The 16,165-nt window shown below is 65.5% G+C and carries 10 protein-coding genes and 3 pseudogenes; 4 read left to right on the top strand and 9 right to left on the bottom strand.

The window, feature by feature from the left end:
- Window positions 1–278 precede the first annotated feature (278 nt).
- Window positions 279–514: pseudogene (locus AB0M29_RS41830) on the bottom strand (IS5/IS1182 family transposase); the annotation flags it as partial.
- A 428-nt stretch (window positions 515–942) separates the two neighbouring features.
- Between AB0M29_RS41830 and AB0M29_RS41825 the strand changes: the two are divergent.
- Together AB0M29_RS41825 and AB0M29_RS41820 are read left to right on the top strand one after the other, a co-directional pair.
- Window positions 943–1,569, top strand: a pseudogene (locus AB0M29_RS41825) (IS110 family transposase); the annotation flags it as partial.
- A gap of 501 nt (window positions 1,570–2,070) precedes the next feature.
- A pseudogene (locus tag AB0M29_RS41820) lies at window positions 2,071–2,693 on the top strand (IS3 family transposase); the annotation flags it as partial.
- A gap of 616 nt (window positions 2,694–3,309) precedes the next feature.
- On the opposite strand, the gene lpdA reads toward AB0M29_RS41820, so the two are convergent.
- The 4 genes from lpdA to AB0M29_RS41800 all read right to left on the bottom strand — a co-directional run bounded on the left by lpdA (window position 3,310) and on the right by AB0M29_RS41800 (window position 7,961).
- On the bottom strand, window positions 3,310–4,632 hold the full coding sequence (gene lpdA / locus AB0M29_RS41815; protein WP_365392269.1) for a dihydrolipoyl dehydrogenase: 1,323 nt from the start codon (window positions 4,630–4,632) through the stop codon (window positions 3,310–3,312).
- A gap of 83 nt (window positions 4,633–4,715) precedes the next feature.
- Complete coding sequence (locus tag AB0M29_RS41810) at window positions 4,716–5,918, bottom strand: dihydrolipoamide acetyltransferase family protein (RefSeq protein WP_365392267.1); 1,203 nt, start codon at window positions 5,916–5,918, stop codon at window positions 4,716–4,718.
- Window positions 5,915–6,949 (bottom strand): alpha-ketoacid dehydrogenase subunit beta, encoded by a 1,035-nt coding sequence (locus AB0M29_RS41805; protein WP_365392265.1) that lies wholly within the window; start codon window positions 6,947–6,949, stop codon window positions 5,915–5,917. Before AB0M29_RS41805 ends, AB0M29_RS41810 begins: the two co-directional genes overlap by 4 nt.
- On the bottom strand, window positions 6,933–7,961 hold the full coding sequence (locus AB0M29_RS41800; protein ID WP_365392264.1) for a thiamine pyrophosphate-dependent dehydrogenase E1 component subunit alpha: 1,029 nt from the start codon (window positions 7,959–7,961) through the stop codon (window positions 6,933–6,935). The genes AB0M29_RS41805 and AB0M29_RS41800 overlap by 17 nt, the downstream gene beginning before the upstream one ends.
- Before the next feature lie 228 nt (window positions 7,962–8,189).
- Here AB0M29_RS41800 and AB0M29_RS41795 point away from each other — a divergent pair, with 228 nt between their 5' ends.
- Window positions 8,190–8,912, top strand: a complete 723-nt coding sequence (locus AB0M29_RS41795; RefSeq protein ID WP_365392262.1) for an FCD domain-containing protein — start codon at window positions 8,190–8,192, stop codon at window positions 8,910–8,912.
- 219 nt (window positions 8,913–9,131) lie between these two features.
- On the opposite strand, the gene AB0M29_RS41790 is transcribed toward AB0M29_RS41795, so the two are convergent.
- The 4 genes from AB0M29_RS41790 to AB0M29_RS41775 all read right to left on the bottom strand — a co-directional run bounded on the left by AB0M29_RS41790 (window position 9,132) and on the right by AB0M29_RS41775 (window position 13,726).
- Window positions 9,132–9,878 (bottom strand): SDR family NAD(P)-dependent oxidoreductase, encoded by a 747-nt coding sequence (locus tag AB0M29_RS41790; protein WP_365392260.1) that lies wholly within the window; start codon window positions 9,876–9,878, stop codon window positions 9,132–9,134.
- Between the two features lie 88 nt (window positions 9,879–9,966).
- Window positions 9,967–10,878, bottom strand: a complete 912-nt coding sequence (locus tag AB0M29_RS41785) for an alpha/beta hydrolase (RefSeq protein WP_365392258.1) — start codon at window positions 10,876–10,878, stop codon at window positions 9,967–9,969.
- 15 nt (window positions 10,879–10,893) lie between these two features.
- Entirely contained in the window at window positions 10,894–11,859 is a 966-nt protein-coding gene (locus AB0M29_RS41780) for an acetamidase/formamidase family protein (RefSeq protein ID WP_365392257.1), read from the bottom strand.
- A gap of 1,726 nt (window positions 11,860–13,585) precedes the next feature.
- Window positions 13,586–13,726: a hypothetical protein gene (locus AB0M29_RS41775; protein WP_365392255.1), complete on the bottom strand. Its 141-nt coding sequence runs from the start codon at window positions 13,724–13,726 to the stop codon at window positions 13,586–13,588.
- Window positions 13,727–13,915: 189 nt separating this feature from the next.
- Between AB0M29_RS41775 and AB0M29_RS41770 the strand changes: the two genes are divergently transcribed.
- Window positions 13,916–15,640, top strand: a complete 1,725-nt coding sequence (locus AB0M29_RS41770) for a carbohydrate-binding protein (RefSeq protein WP_365392253.1) — start codon at window positions 13,916–13,918, stop codon at window positions 15,638–15,640.
- The last annotated feature ends 525 nt before the right edge of the window (window positions 15,641–16,165 follow it).

The raw sequence follows: 16,165 nt of genomic DNA, 5'->3' as shown, positions 1-16,165 counted from the left end.
CGGCCGTCCAGCCAAACGCTACCCCTGCGTCGAAGTCGCTGAAGAAGTCCCGCTGGGCCCTGGAAGAACCCGCAGAACCTGACGGCCGATCAACAGGCCCCACCTGTCATAGCCAAGGCCCATCCGGCCCTGCACCGCCCTACCTCCTCAAAGGCGCGCGGGAGGCCCTCAAGCAGGGCACGGACACCGCCGAGGCCCTATGTGAAGCTTTCCCTTGATGTTGGACACCCGGGGACTGGGACGTGAGGTTCCAGAGGGAGTAGGGAGCCCTTCTCAACCTATGGTTGAGTGGCGTGATACAGGGTGAGGACTGCCTGGACGAGGCTCGTGACGCGGGTGGTGGAGCAGCGGATTTTGCGTAGGAGTCGCCAGTTCTTGAGGGTAGCCCTGGCCTGTTCGCAAGGGCACGGATCTCGGCGTGGGATCGGTTCAAGTCCTGCTGACGTGCGGAGAGGTTCTCCCACCGGCCACGGAACGGAACTCGGACCGTGCCTCGGGCACCCTGGCGGCCCTCATGGGGCATGAAGCGCTACATCGTCGGCCGTTACTCGAACTGCTCGGTTCCGTAGGGAGAACGCGAAGCCCGCTTCATGGGTCGACGACCCTACGCAACCTGGCGTCTGACGCCTCGGGGCAGACGTCGGGATCCACGTGGTGTGGCGGCGACGGTCGGGATCAGGGAAGCCGCATTGGTAGCCCGGAGCTGAAGCTCCTGACAAGAGTCGGACCTGGTGCCGTCCGGCCCCACCGCGTTACATCCGGTCGGCTGAATCGGATAGTTGTCGTTGGTGGTTTGAGCCGCTCGTGAGGATCACCTCTCGCAGATCCTGGAGCCCGGAGCTCCCGCACAGAACGGCTGATCGGATGCCGGGCTTCGAGCCCTTCCACTAGGGAGACGCGTGCCCCTGCGCGGCTCTGACCAGCAGCAACGCAAGCCAGGACGTGAACAACAGCACGAGAGCGTTCAGTGGCATCGACGGGGCCAGCGACCATCACGACGTCGCCCTCGTCAACCAGGACGGAGCACTACTGACCAAAGGCCGCATCAGCGACGACCGACCTCACGGGCCTGCAACAGCTGCTCGACCTGCTCACCGAACACGGGGAGAACGAGAAGACACCGATCCCCGTGGCCATCGAGACCTCCCACGGCCTCTTGGTGGCCTGCCTGCGCACAACGGTGCGCCCTGTCTACGCGATCAACCCGATGGCCGCCACCCGCTATCGCGAACGGGACCAACTCGACGCGATGGTCCTGGCGAACATCCTGCGCACGGACACCGCAGCCCCCCCGCCCGTTGCCGGAAGATTCCGAGCTCGTCCAGGCCATCGCCGTGTTGGCCCGCGCCCAGCAGGACGCAGTCTGGGACCGAACACAGGCCGGCAACAAGCTCCGCTCCCACCTGCGGGAGTACTTCCCAGCCCTCCTGACCGCCACCCAGCCGCTGCGGGACGGACTGCTCGCCGATCGCCCGCAGCATTTTGGCCGCAACACCGACCCCGGCCCGGGCGGCTGCTCTCACCCGAGCCCAGCTGCGATCTCTGATCAAGAAGGCCGGGCGCAAACGCGGCATCGAGGCCGAAACCGAGCGGCTCCATGCCGCTCTGGTTGTGCACCTGCTCGCCGGTGGCCACCCGGGTCGGGTGCACGGCATGCCGGATGGTCGCGTGCCCGAGGATATCGTCGGTGCCGGTCGGTACGGGGCCTTCGCCCTGATGGGTTGGGAACGCTGATACTGAATCTGCTTGATCCGGAGGAAGCGAGAAGACCGCCGATGGCGATGAAGGACTACTCGGACGAGTTCAAGGCCGATGCCGTGCCTTGTACGAGTCCACGCCCGGGGCGACGCGCCGCTGACCTGGGCATCAACAGGGCGACGCTGCGTGAGTGGATGCTGCGGGTCCGCGAACGCCGCGGCATCGCGCCCGTGGACGCCCGGCGGGGCGGACGACGCAGGCCGGGGCAGGGAATCCGACCGCGTCCGCTGATCCGGACGAGCGGATCCGGCAACTTGAGGCCCGGGTGGCAGAACTGGAGGCGAGTGAGCGGAGGCTGGCACCTGTGCGGGACACGCCATCGCTGGCGTCCGCCTGCGCAGAAGGCTCCGCACTACCGTCCCGGACCCGACCGCAACGACGGTCGCGGGCCTGTTCCAGCGGGACTTCACCGCCCCGGAACCGGGACGCAAGTACATGGGCGACATCACCTATCTGCCATTGGCCGGCGGGGAATTCCTCTACCTGGCCACCGTGCTGGACTGCTTCAGCCGCAAGGTCGTGGGCTGGTCCATCGCCGACCACATGCGCACCGACCTGGTCGCCGACGCGCTACGGATGGCCGCCGCGACCCGCGGCGGCCTGACCGGGCGATCTTCCACAGCGACCACGGGGCCCAATACGGGTCCAGGGCCTTCGCCGACCTGTGCTCAGACTTGGGCGTCACACGGTCGACGGATACGGTCGGCAGCAGCGCGGACAATGCGGCCTGCGAGAGCTTCCACGCCTCCCTCAAACGCGAGACGCTCCAGGGCGCCCGCGACTTCGGCGACCCAGCCACCTGCAGGAGGACCGTCTTCGTCTGGCTGACCCGCTACAACACCCGCCGCCGCCACTCGGCCAACGGCCACCTCAGCCCCAACGACTACGAACGACGACATCACACAGCTAAACTCAGCTCGCCGCGTGACACATGACCGCGTGTCTACCTTCACGGGCAAAAGCCCGACGGACAAGGAACGGACCTTGAACGCAGCTCACCGCCGAGGAGGTACCTTCACCTCTTCGCCACACTAATTGAAGGACGCTACTACTTCATCTGTGCGTACATGGCGTCCAGGTCGACGGAGAGCTGCGCCTTGACCCAGCAGGTGATGTCGTCCGCCAACACCTAGCTAGTGGGTGCGCGCCTCCACGCGGCCGAGCGCGGCGTGGCGACATCGCGGGCTTGGGAGCGTCGATACCGGCTGTCGTGGCTGTGTCGACGTGAGCCACATGGAGCCCCGTCACCACTATGCCGCGCGGCTGCAACTGCAGGCCAGCCGATGCCCCGGCCGCCGCAGGTGACGAGGACGACGGCGCCCCCCACCGCCCCTGAATTCTGTTGCAGGTCGGCCAGCAGCGGCGCCCGCCTCATTGCCCTCGGCCTCCAGCGCCACCGGCGCCACCAGCCGGGACGCGCACACTTCACCCATGGTGCATCCACACTGCTGCGGTGCCCGTTCCTCTGTCACAGCCCCGAGGGAACGCGCGCGTACTCCATCGGGGTTTGCGACGGATCCCCGACATCTGCGGAAGTCGCGAATCGGCCACTCATCCGTGGATGAGCCAGCCGTCGGCGGCGCGGGCGGCTTCCATGACGGCCTCCGACAGGGTGGGGTGACCGTGGATGATGCGGGCGACCTCGGTATAGCCGCCTTCGAGTAGCCTGACGTTGACCAGCTCCTGGATCAGTTCGGTGGCACGGCTGCCGACGATGTGGGCGCCGAGCAGTTCGCCGAACTTGCGGTCGCCGACGATCTTGACCAGACCGGTGCGGTCGCCGTAGATCGTGCCGGCCCCCACGGCGCCATACGGGACCCTGCCGACGACCACGTCGTGGCCAGCCTCGCGGGCCTGCTCCTCGGTCAGTCCGAACGATGCCACGTTCGGCGAGCAGAACGTCGCCCGCGGGATGTCCGCGTAGCTGATGGGGTGGGTCTCGCGGCCGGCGGCGTCCTCGACCGCGATGATGCCTTCGTCGCTGGCCTTGTGCGCCAGGGCAGGGCCGGGCACCAGGTCGCCAATGGCGTACACCTTGGGATGGGTGGTCTGCATCGCCCCGTCGACCATGATCAGCCCTCCGTCGGTCAGTTCGATCCCCGCATCGCCAAGTCCCAGCCCGTTGACATCGGGGCGGCGGCCAGCGGCGATCACGGTCCAGTCGGCCTTATGTCCTTCGTAGAAAGTGGAGGTCTTGACGTCGATGCCCTGCTTCTTGAACAGCTGCAGTGCGATCTTCGAGATATCGGGATCCTCTGTCGGCAGCACCCTCTCCAACGCTTCGTACAGAGTCACGCGCGTACCAAGGCGGGCGTAGGCTGAGGCGATCTCGGCACCCGACGCGCCGGCGCCGATGACCACCATCGACTTGGGCAGTTCGTCGAGCGCCCACGCCTCCTCGGTGCCGATGACGTTGCCTCCGTAGTCAAGGTTCGGCAGTGGTCTGCGCACCGAGCCGGTCGCCAACACCACGGCCCTGTTTGCTTTATGGACCGTCTCACCGATCTTGACGTCCGCGTCCGGAGTCAGCACCGCCTGGCCGCGAAGCACCGCGATGTCGTTCTTCTTGAACAGCCCGCTCACCCCCCCGGTCAGCGTCGAGATGATGTGCTTGCGCCGTTCGCTGATCGCGCCGAAGTCGACGTCGAGCGCGGCGCCGTTGAGCCGAATCCCGAAGTCCTGAGCGTGTCGGACCTCGCTGAGGACTTCCGCACTCCGCAGGACTGCCTTGGCTGGAATACACGCGTGGTTCAAACACCGGCCCCCAATGGCGGCTCGCTCGACCACAGCCGTGCGCATGCCCAACTGGGATGCTCGGATCGCTGCCACATATCCGCCGGGACCCGAGCCGACGACGATGCAATCAAATGACACGAGAGGGTTCTCCTAGTTCATAAGCTCTGTGAACCGCAGGGGGTCGGCGTGCTTCTCGCTCTGGCGTTCCGCCCGCCGGAGATTCACAGCAGAGTGAGCGGTCGCTCGAGTCGCGATCGAACGTCAGCGAGGAACGCTGCGGCGGTCGCACCCGAGAAGACGCGGTGGTCGGCCGACAGCGACAGGCGCATGACGTCGCGCGCAACGACTTGCTCGCCATCGAAGCTGGGGACGCGGCGAATACTGCCGACCGCGAGGATTCCGCTCTCGGGCGGATTGATCACGGCGTGAAAGCTCTCGATCCCGAGCATGCCGAGATTCGAGATGGTGAACGAGCCGCTGGTCATGTCCTCCACCGTCAGTTTGCCCCCGCGCGCTTTGGTGATCAGCTCTGCCGACTGGGCCGCGAGCTCCGTGACCCGCTGAGCATCTGCGTCGCGCACCACTGGCACGACGAGACCCTCATCGTCGAGGGCGACAGCGAACCCGATGTTGACTGAGCCGCGGAACAGGATGCCGTCTGCCGTCCATGACGCGTTGACGCGAGGGAATTTCCGCAGGGCGAGGGCGACGGCCCGCATGACGTACGCCGACACGGGCACGTCGAGCGGTGACGCCTGGGCGCGCGCGTCCTCGCGTAGCGCGCACAGGTGAGTGACGTCGGCGCTCGCATCAAGATAGTAGTGCGGGATCTCCTGCTTGGCCGCTGTCATGCGACGCGCGATCGCGGTCTGGAGTCGACCTGGGACGATCACCTCGTCCTGCGGAGACTGGGAGACCGTGGGTGGCGACTCGACCGCTCGCTCCACGTCAGCCCGCAGGATACGGCCGTTGGGTCCGCTGCCGGGGCCGAGAGACGCCAACTCCAGGCCGTTCCGCGCCGCAATCCGCTTGGCCAACGGCGACGCAGGGATGGCGGCGCCGGCTCCGGCCGCAGTCAGGCCGCCCGGCTGCGGCACGCGTTCGTGCTCTGACTCTGGCTCCCGACCAGGCCGTACGGGCGACTCGCCCTGGGTCGGGGGCACTTCGGCACCTTCCGGTCCAAGCAGCGCGATGACACCGCCCGGCGCGATCGCACCGCCTTCTTCGACGAGCACCCGCAGCAAGGTTCCCTCAACCGGCGCCTCCAGCTCGACCGTCACCTTGTCGGTTTCGATCTCGGCGATCGGGTCGCCGGCGGCGACAGCGTCTCCTTCGGCTTTCAGCCACGATGCGATGACTCCCTCGGTCATGGTGTCCGAGAGACGCGGCATCATCACCTCGTGTACGCCAGGATTCACGGTCATGATTCACCCGTCCAACGTGAGAGGTCGCTGCCGCTGAGTACGTTTCTGACCGCGGCCGTGATGTCGGTCTTGGTCGGCACGACCACCTGCTCGAGAGAGTCCGCATACGGCATCGGCAGATTGCGGGAGCACACCCGCAGCACCGGCGCGTCAAGGTGGTCGAACGCGTGCTCCATCACCTGCGAGACGAGCTCTCCCGCCCAGCCGCCACGTTCGACGGCTTCGTGACAGACCACCAAGCGCGTCGTCTTCGCTATCGACCGCAACACCGTGTCGAGGTCGAACGGGACGAGGGTGCGGGGGTCGATGACCTCGAGTTCGATTCCCTCGGCGGCGAGCTCACCGGCCGCTTCGAGCGCCCGGTGCAGCATGACGTGAGTAGCCACGACGGTGACGTGATGGCCTTCGCGCGCGACGCGTGCCTGCCCGAACGGGATCGGTCCCCCATCGTCGGGCACCAGGCCTTTGGCGAAGTACAGCATCTTGTGCTCGAGGAACACGACCGGATTGTCGTCGCGGATCGCCGTCTTGAGCAGCCCTTTGGCGTCGGCCGGCGTCGCAGGAACGACGACCTTCAACCCGGGTGTGTGGACGAGCCATGATTCGAGCGACTGGGAATGCTGTGCCGCCTTTCCGCCCGACGCGCCGACATTGGAGCGGACGACGAGCGGGACGCGTGCCTGACCGCCGAACATGTAGCGGATCTTGGCCGCCTGGTTGACGAGCGGCTCCATCGCAAGCGTCAGGAAGTCGGCGTACATCAGCTCGACGACGGGCCGCAGTCCTGTCATCGAAGCTCCGACACCGAGCCCGACGATCCCTCCCTCGGAAATCGGTGTGTCGCGGACTCGCGCAGGCCCGAATTCGTCGACGAGGCCCTTTGTGACGCCGAACACCCCGCCACCGTCGCCCCAGCGCTGGACGTCCATCCCCATGGTCATCACGGTGGGGTCGTCGCGCATTTCTTCGCGGAGTGCTTCGTTGAGGGCCGCGCTGTAGGTGAGCGTCCGCGTATCAACTGTGGAGGTCATCGGCAACCGTTTCGGGGTCGGGAGTCGGGCTGAGCTTTGCCCACTCGAGCGCTTCGCGCACTTCGTCGTCGCATCGACGCTCGATCGTGGCGAGTTCGTTCTCGTCGGCGAGCCCTTGCGTGAGCAAGCGCTCGCGCAGCAGGACGATCGGGTCGCGGTTGCGCCACAACTCAAGGTCTGCTTTGTCGCGGTAGAGCATCTGGTCGCCCGAGAAGTGGCCCTCGAAGCGAAAGCATTCGGCGACGACCAGCGAAGGGCCGCCGCCTGAACGCGCACGCTCGACAGCACGCGACACCTCGGTCCGGACGGCGACAACGTCCATGCCGTCGACTGACGTGCCCGGGAATCCGTAGGCGGCCGCGCGGCCTGCGAGGTCACCGCCGGCTGTCATCTCCTCGACTCGCGCCGACATCGCCCAGTGGTTGTTCTCGCAGACCAGGACGAGGGGCAGGTTCCAGATTCCTGCCATGTTGGAGACCTCGTGGAAGGCACCTTGGTTGATCGCACCCTCACCGAAGAAGCACAAGGCAACCCGGTCCTGCTTCAGGAGAAGCGAGGAGAGCGCGGCTCCCCCGGCGAGAGCGAAGCCACCTCCCACGATGCCGTTGGCGCCCAGCATCCCGACCGAGAAGTCGGCGATGTGCATACTGCCGCCGCGACCGCGACAGTAGCCGTCGACCCGGCCCAGAAGCTCGGCCATCATCCGCCGCACACCAGCGCCCTTCGCGATCGTGTGACCGTGGCCGCGGTGAGTGCTCGTGATGTAGTCGAGCGGCCGGAGCGCCGCGCACGCGCCCACAGCGACAGCTTCCTGTCCGATCGCCGCATGGGTCGAGCCGCGGACGATGCCCTTGGTGTACAGCTCTGGCAGACACGCGTCGAAGGCGCGGATCAGCCGCATCAGCTGGAAGTGCTCCACAAGCTCCGAGGCGTCAATCCCGGCTTCTGTCAGATCGGATCCATCGAGGGTGGCCGTAGCCGACCCCTCGTTGACAATTTTCTCAGCTGCCATGGCAAACCATTCACGGGATCGTCGTAACACGGGAGGTGATCACACTTCGGCCCTACCAGTGGGAGCCAGCGGAGCTACGGTGCGACCATTTTCAACATTGGTCATACCGATATTTAAATCTGGTCGTACCACTATGTCAAGGCGGATCAAGGCGGTTGCGATGAGTAGTGAGTGGTAGGACCAATGCTAGAGTGGCGCAGTGGTCTTCCGAGGAGAGATTGGGCGCGCATGTCTCGAGTAAGCACTGATGGCCAGGACCGGGCGGCCGATGGCGAGCGCAGCGCCGACGACCCCGTTTCGGCTGCGGTCTCCGGACTCATTCGCCAGCTCAAGCCTGGCGATCGACTGCCGGGGGAACGCGAACTTGCCGCAACCCTCAACGTCAGCCGAGCCGCGCTGCGCGATCGGTTGGGTCAGCTAGAGGGACTCGGCGTGCTGGAGCGGAGGACCGGCTCTGGCACCTACGTACGCGAACTCGAATCCGCGAACCTCACAAGCGCACTCGACCTTGCCGTGACAGCCTCGCGCCTCTCGCTCGCCGCGCTCCATTCGGTGCGCGTGGCTCTGGAGCGGCAAGCCGCACGGGAAGCTGCTCGGCTTGGCGAACCGGTTCCGATCGCGTACATGCGCAAGGCCGTTAAGACGATGGAGGAGTCGACGGCGCACGATCCCGAGATCGCTCAGGCTGACCTCGCGTTCCATCGGGCACTGTTCAACGCGGCGGGCAATCCCGCGCTGAGCTTCTTCGCCGACGCGCTCCGCGGCGTCCTCAAGGAGGACTTGGCCAAACGACGGGAGCGCATGCGGCTCCTGCCCGACGACCATCAGGTGATGGTCGACGTGCACCTGGCCATCTACGACGCCGTACAAGCCAGCGACGAGCAGGCAGCGATGCAAGCCATCGATCATCACTTCGACATCATCGACCAGAGACTGATGGCAACCGACTAATCGGGGCACGGGGTCGACCGCAGCTTTGACCGCACAATCGCCTAACGGGTCATCATCGACGCCGGCACCTGGATCGTCGTGGTGGTCACCCGAAGCTGGGACGCGACGCGTGCATGGCATAGGAGGAATCCGGCACGGAGGCCATCGTCGGCAGGGCCACTACCACCGCCGACGACAGCCTCCGGGAACCGGACCTGTGTGGCCCGCGGCGGCCATCGATCAATCGATGTGCGATCCGCCGTTGATGTCGATCTCCTCGCCGGTGATGTACGAAGAGTCATCCGAGCACAGGAACGATATGACCGTTGCGACCTCCTCCTTACGGCCGAGTCTCCCTACCGGGATGTCATTGATCAGCGCCCTTCGCCGCTCGTCGGCGACCCGCCCGGCGATCTCGGTGTCTATGAACCCGGGGGCTACGGCATTGCACGTGATGCCCTCCGGCGCCATCTCACGTGCCAGCGCCTTCGTGAATCCCAGGACCGCCGCCTTCGCCGCCGCGTAGTGAACGCCGCCGACGATGCCGCCTCCGCGCTTCGCCGCTACGGACGAGACGTTGACGATCCGGCCGGATCCTTGGCCCCGCATACTAGGCAGCGCGGCTCGCGTCACCAGGAACACGCCTTTGATATCCACATCAAAGATCCGATCCCACTCCTGCTCAGTGATGTCCCCAAAGCGGGTGGGGGCAGTGATACCGGCGTTGTTGACCAGTGCGTCGAACCGTCCGAAATGCTTCAGTGCAATGTTCACGGCACTGTCGACGTTACTCACCGACGTCACGTCGCAGACGAGCGGCAGGACATCCACATCGTTCTGACTGGCAATCAGGGTGGCGGACTCGTGCAGAGGTTCAGCCACGCAATCGATCAGAGCGAGGCTCCACCCCTTGGTTGCCAGGCTCATGGCCGTGGCAAACCCAATCCCGACTTGTGATGCGCATCCTGTCACGATCGCAACTTTCACAGTGTCTCCTCCTGAGTGCCCGTGCTACTTCTCGAGCTTTATGTATTTAGCGCAGGACGCCGTCCGCCCTGGTCGAGAGTCCGTCTGACTATCGAGAATCTGGCTTCCCCATGTCGGCCGGTGCCTCAGGTCCGAGGAAGGCGAACAGTTCCGCCGTCACCTCCGATGGCCGTTCCTCGGCGAGGAAGTGACCGCTGTCGAGCGGGCGCCCGTAGACCCGGGCGGCGCGCTCGCCCCACTCACCGAGTACATCGAAGGGCGACGTCGCCTTGGCGCGCTCGCCCCACAGGACGAGCAGCGGACAGGTGATGCGCCGGTCGAGGTCGCTTTCGTCGTGCTCGAGGTCGACCGTCGCGCCGGCGCGGTAGTCCTCGCAGCTTGCGTGGATCGCGTCCGGGTCGCGGAAGCAGCGCACATACTCCGCCACGGCTTTCGCGTCGAAGAAGTCATCGCGGTCGCCGCTCCACTTGCGCAGCTGCCAGCGCAGCCAGAACTCCGGATCCGCCCCGATCAGACGCTCGGGAAGATCGTATGGCTGAGCGAGGAAGAACCAGTGGTAGATGCCGAGTCCGATCGGCCGGTCGACCTTCAAGAACAGAGTCCGAGTCGGGAGGATGTCGAGCAGCACCAGCCGTGTCACCCGGTCAGGCTCGTCGAGCGCGAGGCGGTGCGCTACGCGGGCGCCGCGGTCGTGCCCGACGACGGCGAAGCGCTCGTGCCCGAGGGCCGACATCAGCTCGACCTGATCTCGTGCCAGAGCCCGCTTGGAGTACGCATAGTGGTCCGCGTCGCCACGCGGCTTGGAGCTGTCCCCGTAACCCCGCAGGTCCGGAACTATCACGGTGAAGTGGTCAGCGAGCAGCGGAGCGACCAGATGCCACATGACGTGCGTCTGCGGATATCCGTGGAGGAGAAGTACGGGCGGGCCCGAGCCAGCATGCCACACGGCGATCTCAGCATCGCTGGTCCTGACCCACCTGGACTCAAATCCCTGGAACATGGAGAGCTGTACCTTCTAACAGGCGAAGATGCTGCGCGGCATGTGGAACGTCACGCAGCTCGCGTGCCCGGGCCCGAGTACCGGAACCGCGATCTTCAGGTCCCCCGCGATACTGCAGAGCATGTAGGCCTCGATGCGATCGAGCCCGTACTCCGCCTGCAGGTACTCGATCATGTCGAGCACCGCCCTTCTCACGCCGTCCTGCAGGTCCTGGCCAGCAGCGGTCGTGGCGTAGTAGCCCATCCCATCGACCTTGCTGGTGGTCGGCGCGTACGTGATGAACTGCGGAGCCGGGATGCTGCGCCCCTTGACGACGCTGATGCGCAGGGTCACCGTCAGGGGGCCCTCAAGTGCGGCGATACACACCTCTCCATCGCCCTGACCGAGATGCCCGTCGCCAGTCGAGAACAAGGCGCCGGGCACTTGGACCGGAAGAAGGAGCGTGCTCCCCTTGACGAGGTGGCGGCTGTCCAGGTTGCCCCCCATACTCCGCGGCGGCATGGTCGAGTGCTGTCCGGGCTCGGCAAGAGCGACTCCCATCACCCCCATGAAGGGAGCGATCGGAATCCGGATCCCGGGCCTGAGCTCCACCCGCTCGTCGGCGCCGACCTCCCAGACCCGCAGCGCGTATGTGCCGTCGAACTCGTCAGGCAGCGCGCCGTATTCGGGAGCTATGCACGTCCAGGCCCAGCCCTGGTGTTCGAAGTCGAGGATCTCGACCTTCAGCACGTCGCCAGGCTGGGCTCCGCGGACTGCCACCGGCCCGGTCAGGCGGTGGAACAGGCTCCAGTCGAGCGCCTTGAGATCTTCGGCCGTGGACTCTCGCGTCACCTGGTTGCCCGAAGCCTCGACGCACTCGAAGACGACCGTGTCGCCCGAGTCGATCGTCAGGGCGGGCTCGAGGCTGTTGTCCCACTTGTTGTGGTGGGATTCCTTCGACAAGTAGTGCGTGGTCGGACGCGACATTTGCGACTCCTTCATGATGTATCTCCTTCTGGTTTTTTGACCTCGAGTCATTGCGCCCCGGGCAAAGACCGCCTCGATTTCAGTGAGCCCGCCCGTTTGCGTCTGCGCTTCCTTACTCCCCTTCCTCCCCCGCCATTGGCGGAAGCCGCGGTTGGTTCGTTGTCCCAACCGCTTCGGGAGATCCGCGTCATCGACGCGAATTCACTGGTGCGACCATTATCCTGATTGGTCTGACCGATATGGAAGCACGGTAGGACCGCTGTGTCAACCTATTGCAACCGGGTGTCACGAAACGGTAGGACCGATGGTCGTTCGCGGTAGCTCGTGGCGCGGATCGCGGAGGCCAGGCCGGTGGTAGCGGGAGTCGGTGGTAACGGGCTTGCCCCGGCGCGGAACCCGGGTCGCCTACGCACCGGGACACCAGGGAGCGCAGGGCGACTAGACCGGACTGTGTCCGACGACAGGCATCTCTACTGCCGGTTCGGGCGACTGGGGCACCGTTGCTCCCACTCGCGCCATTTTGAACAGCTCCTTGATCCGATCCCGTTCGCCGACAGAGTGGGGCACCAGGTAACTGCAGGCGACGTATACGACCAGCAACGGCGCTGGTGACCAGCTCGGAAAATGACGAGAACTGCGTCGTAGACGACGTCTTCACCCAGGCCCCCGCTGGGGCAGCATGGGCCGCACGGCGTGCCGTGCGGCCGCGGGCGCAGTGGCGTCGTCAGTCAGTGGCAGCGAGGAGTGACGGATTCCGTCCCGAACCTGAGTCAAAACTGTCAGGCGCGGAGAGACTGCCACGGGGATCACAGCCTTGCTAGTGGTACGGGTTCGCTACTCCCCTCAGGGTCCGTCGGATGGAGGGGCCACCACATCGGTGAACCGACGTATTTAGCTGCAAAGGTTCAGAGCAGCCGCTCGGCCTGGGAATGCAGTAACTTGCGGCGACACGCTGGGAGTACTGTGCTCAGCCCCGCTTGCAGCACCACCTTGGCCAGCCCTTCGTCCGGACCGAGCCCTGATCATCGAACTCGTCATGCATGTCCTCGCCCGATTCCTCGCAAGCGACTGCCCGTGGTGAGGATGAGCAGGTAGTCCTCGCTGAACCGGGGCGGACGGTCACCTCCCTGCATCCTGGGCGGGACTGAGCAGAGGTTGACATCGAAGGCGACCATTGCCTGCGGGCTGACCGTGCGAACGACCTCCAACAGCGGGCAGGACGAGCATCGGCTCGCCGTCGGCGAACTCGGCGACCGTCATGTTGACGCCGTTCGACGCTGCGGCGGCGCTCGTCCATCCGGACGGCGAGCTCGTCGATGCCGAACCCGGCCCGCGCGACCGTCAGCGCGTCCGGGACCGTGCGCCACCACCGTTGTGCCGCCGAGTGGTTGGCCTTCTCCACGATCCCCTTGCGGTTGCCCCGCCGCGGCGGGCAGATCGCCACCTGGACGCCGTAGTACTTCGCGGCCCCGGCGAACGCCAGGGTGACCTGGCCGCTGGAGGGGTAGCAGACGGTCGCCATCCGGTCGAACCGCCACTTCCTCGTGGTGCCGCCGAGCTTGCGCAGCACGGCGTCGAGGGCCCGGGCCAGGTGCGGGAAGCCCTCCGACTCCGCCCGCCAGCGGCCCGCACGCGAGAGTGCCCGGACCATCAGGGGCACGTTCGTCCCGACCCCCGACCCCATGCGAAGGCCCTGCACTGACCGGACGGACCGGGCAAGACACCGGATCAGCAGCGCCGGTCAGGCCGCGGACGAATCGACGGTGAAGCCGCCTTGGCCCATGTCGACGTTCGCACTATTTGCCTTGCGGATCGGAGTAATCCGAACTTCGAGGTTGACGAGCCGCTGACAACCTAATGCGCCATTCACTATCTTCGCCATCTCCATGTTAATGGCACGCTCTCAGCCGACCCCTCGCGTCCGCCTGTCCGCATGCCGATCCGGGAACGGAGCATTATGTCCTATGCACCTGCACCTGCACCCTCCACCCGACGCCGTCATCGACCGCTCGAACCCCAACACACCAGCCTTGTACGCCGTGTGCTGGCGTCTCTCCTGGCCCTTCCGATCATGCTGGCCGCAGTTCCAGTCATTGCGGTGACCGGCGCATCGACGGCCGCAGCGGCCACTGACTTCACTGAATTCCGGGGCGTGCACTGGTCCCGACTCGGAGACAACGCCACCTTCGACCCGCTCGTCCTGCAGGGGATGAGCGCCACCGACACCTACAGCTCTGCCAGGTCCAAGGCCGACGCGATGTTCGAAGCGTTCCAGGTCGGCCTCGACGCCAACACGGTGCGGCTGCCGGTCAATCCCGCCACCGTGAACACCAGCTGGTGGAACACCTACAAGGCTGTCGTCGACGCCGCCCTTGCCAGGGGCTTCAAAGTCGTCCTGAGCTACTGGACGGAGGACAGCGGCTCGAAACCGCCCAACATGGATTCCTGGAACGCCATGTGGGACACGCTCACGAACATGTACGCCTCCAACCCCCTGGTCTATTTCAGCCCGCAGAACGAGCCCTGGGACGGTCTCCAGTCATGGCTGGACCGCGCCGCCAAGTGGATCTCCGACCGCCCGGAAGTGCCCAGAAACCGGATCTTCCTCGACGGCTACCGCACGGTTGCGGAGGACTACGGAAGCGACCTCCGGCCGCTGTGCAACGACCACCGCCTCGACGGAACCATGCTTGCCTTCCACCTCTACGGATTCCAGGTGGCGTACGCGACGGAGCAGGAGTGGAAGAACAAGATCAAGACGTACATCGGCGACTGCGCTTCACGCACCGTCATCGAGGAGTTCGGCGCGCCAGCTGACACCGGAGCCGACTACAGCGACCCGAACAGCCCCGACAAGAACGTTCCGTACCTGCGAGCCATGGTCAGTGTCGCACGTGAACTCGGCCTGGGCTCAATCTGGTGCCATGTCATCGGCGGCCGGATCATCAGTCCGGACCACGACGAGCTGAACATCCTCAGGCTCAACAGCGCCACCAGCATCCTGCCGCTGTGGGTCCCCAATATGTCGGCCATCGATCAAGTCAGGTTTGCCTGGGGCATGGGGCCGTCGATCCCCACGGCGCCGACCGGGCCGTTGACCCGCATCGAGGCTGAGAACGCGGCCCTCCTCGGTGGCGCGCGAGTGGAACCCCACAGCAACGCCTCAAATGGGCAGAATGTTGGGTGGATGCTCAACACCGGGGATGGTACGACGTTCTCCAACCTATACGCCTCGAACAGACTGGACATCGGCTACGCCGCGACGTCCGCGGGCACCTTCAGCCTGTATGTCAACGGCGACAAGACTCAGGAAATCTCCTTCCCCGCGACGGGAGGCTGGAACGGCTTCGCGGAGAAGACCGTCGATGTCACAATTCCGGCCGGAGCCACCGTAACGCTGAAGCGTGACGCCGGCGATTCTGCCATCAACCTGGACTACATCGAGCAGCCGCGGGAAGCCGAATACGGCGTGCTCCTCAATGGCGCGCGAGCCGAAGTCCGAAGCGGCAATGTAAACGGAATGAACGTCGGATATCTGCTCAATACAGGCGCCGGTGTAGCATTCAGGGATATGCCCGCCTCCAGCAAGCTGGACATCCACTATGCGGCCATGTCCGCAGGCACCTTCAGCCTGTACGTCAATGGCGACAAGACTCAGGAAATCTCCTTCCCCGCGACGGGAGGCTGGAACGACTTCGCGGAGAAGACCGTCGATGTCACCATTCCGGCCGGAGCCACCGTAACGCTGAAGCGTGACGCCGGCGATTCTGCCATCAACCTGGACTACATCGCCTGACAGTCCCGGCTTTTTGTTAGCCTGGCGCTTTCACAAGGCGGGGTGTCCGCAAACCCGTTCTGGTCATCACGAGTCGTAGCAGCTCATGGAGGTGTAACGGTCCGCCGAGAGACCGTCACGAGCACAACGAAGCTCTGGTTGTCCGGGTGACCTCGCAAAGTCGCCCTGAACACCCGGAGCCTCGGTGTGCCGCCAGTCTGCCACCGTGTGTTTGATAGAGTCGCCCACCGACATGCAGCGCGCCGCCGTCAGCATCGCCGAGCGGCTGGCGCCCCTGCCCGCCCCGCATGCTCGGGCGCGGCGTGACGGAGGAACTCCACGGTCGCCACGGCCCAAAAGACCCACTGCTCGGCCCGTCCGAGCGGTGGGTGGCGACGGTCGTCAATATCGTAGGCAGTTTTTGGCGACGATGCGTGATTAGTACATCTAGCCTCGCGGTTTCGGTTGGGGCTGGTCCGGATGCTGGCCGGATACGCGAAAGTGCCTTCCTGAGCTGGGACGATGAACCTTGTCTAGGGGTTTGAT

It is taken from the genome of Streptomyces sp. NPDC051976, assembly GCF_040680795.1.
Lineage (GTDB): Bacteria > Actinomycetota > Actinomycetes > Streptomycetales > Streptomycetaceae > Actinacidiphila.
Note: the sequence above shows the minus strand (reverse complement) of the source record. Positions and strands in the feature narration are given on the sequence as shown.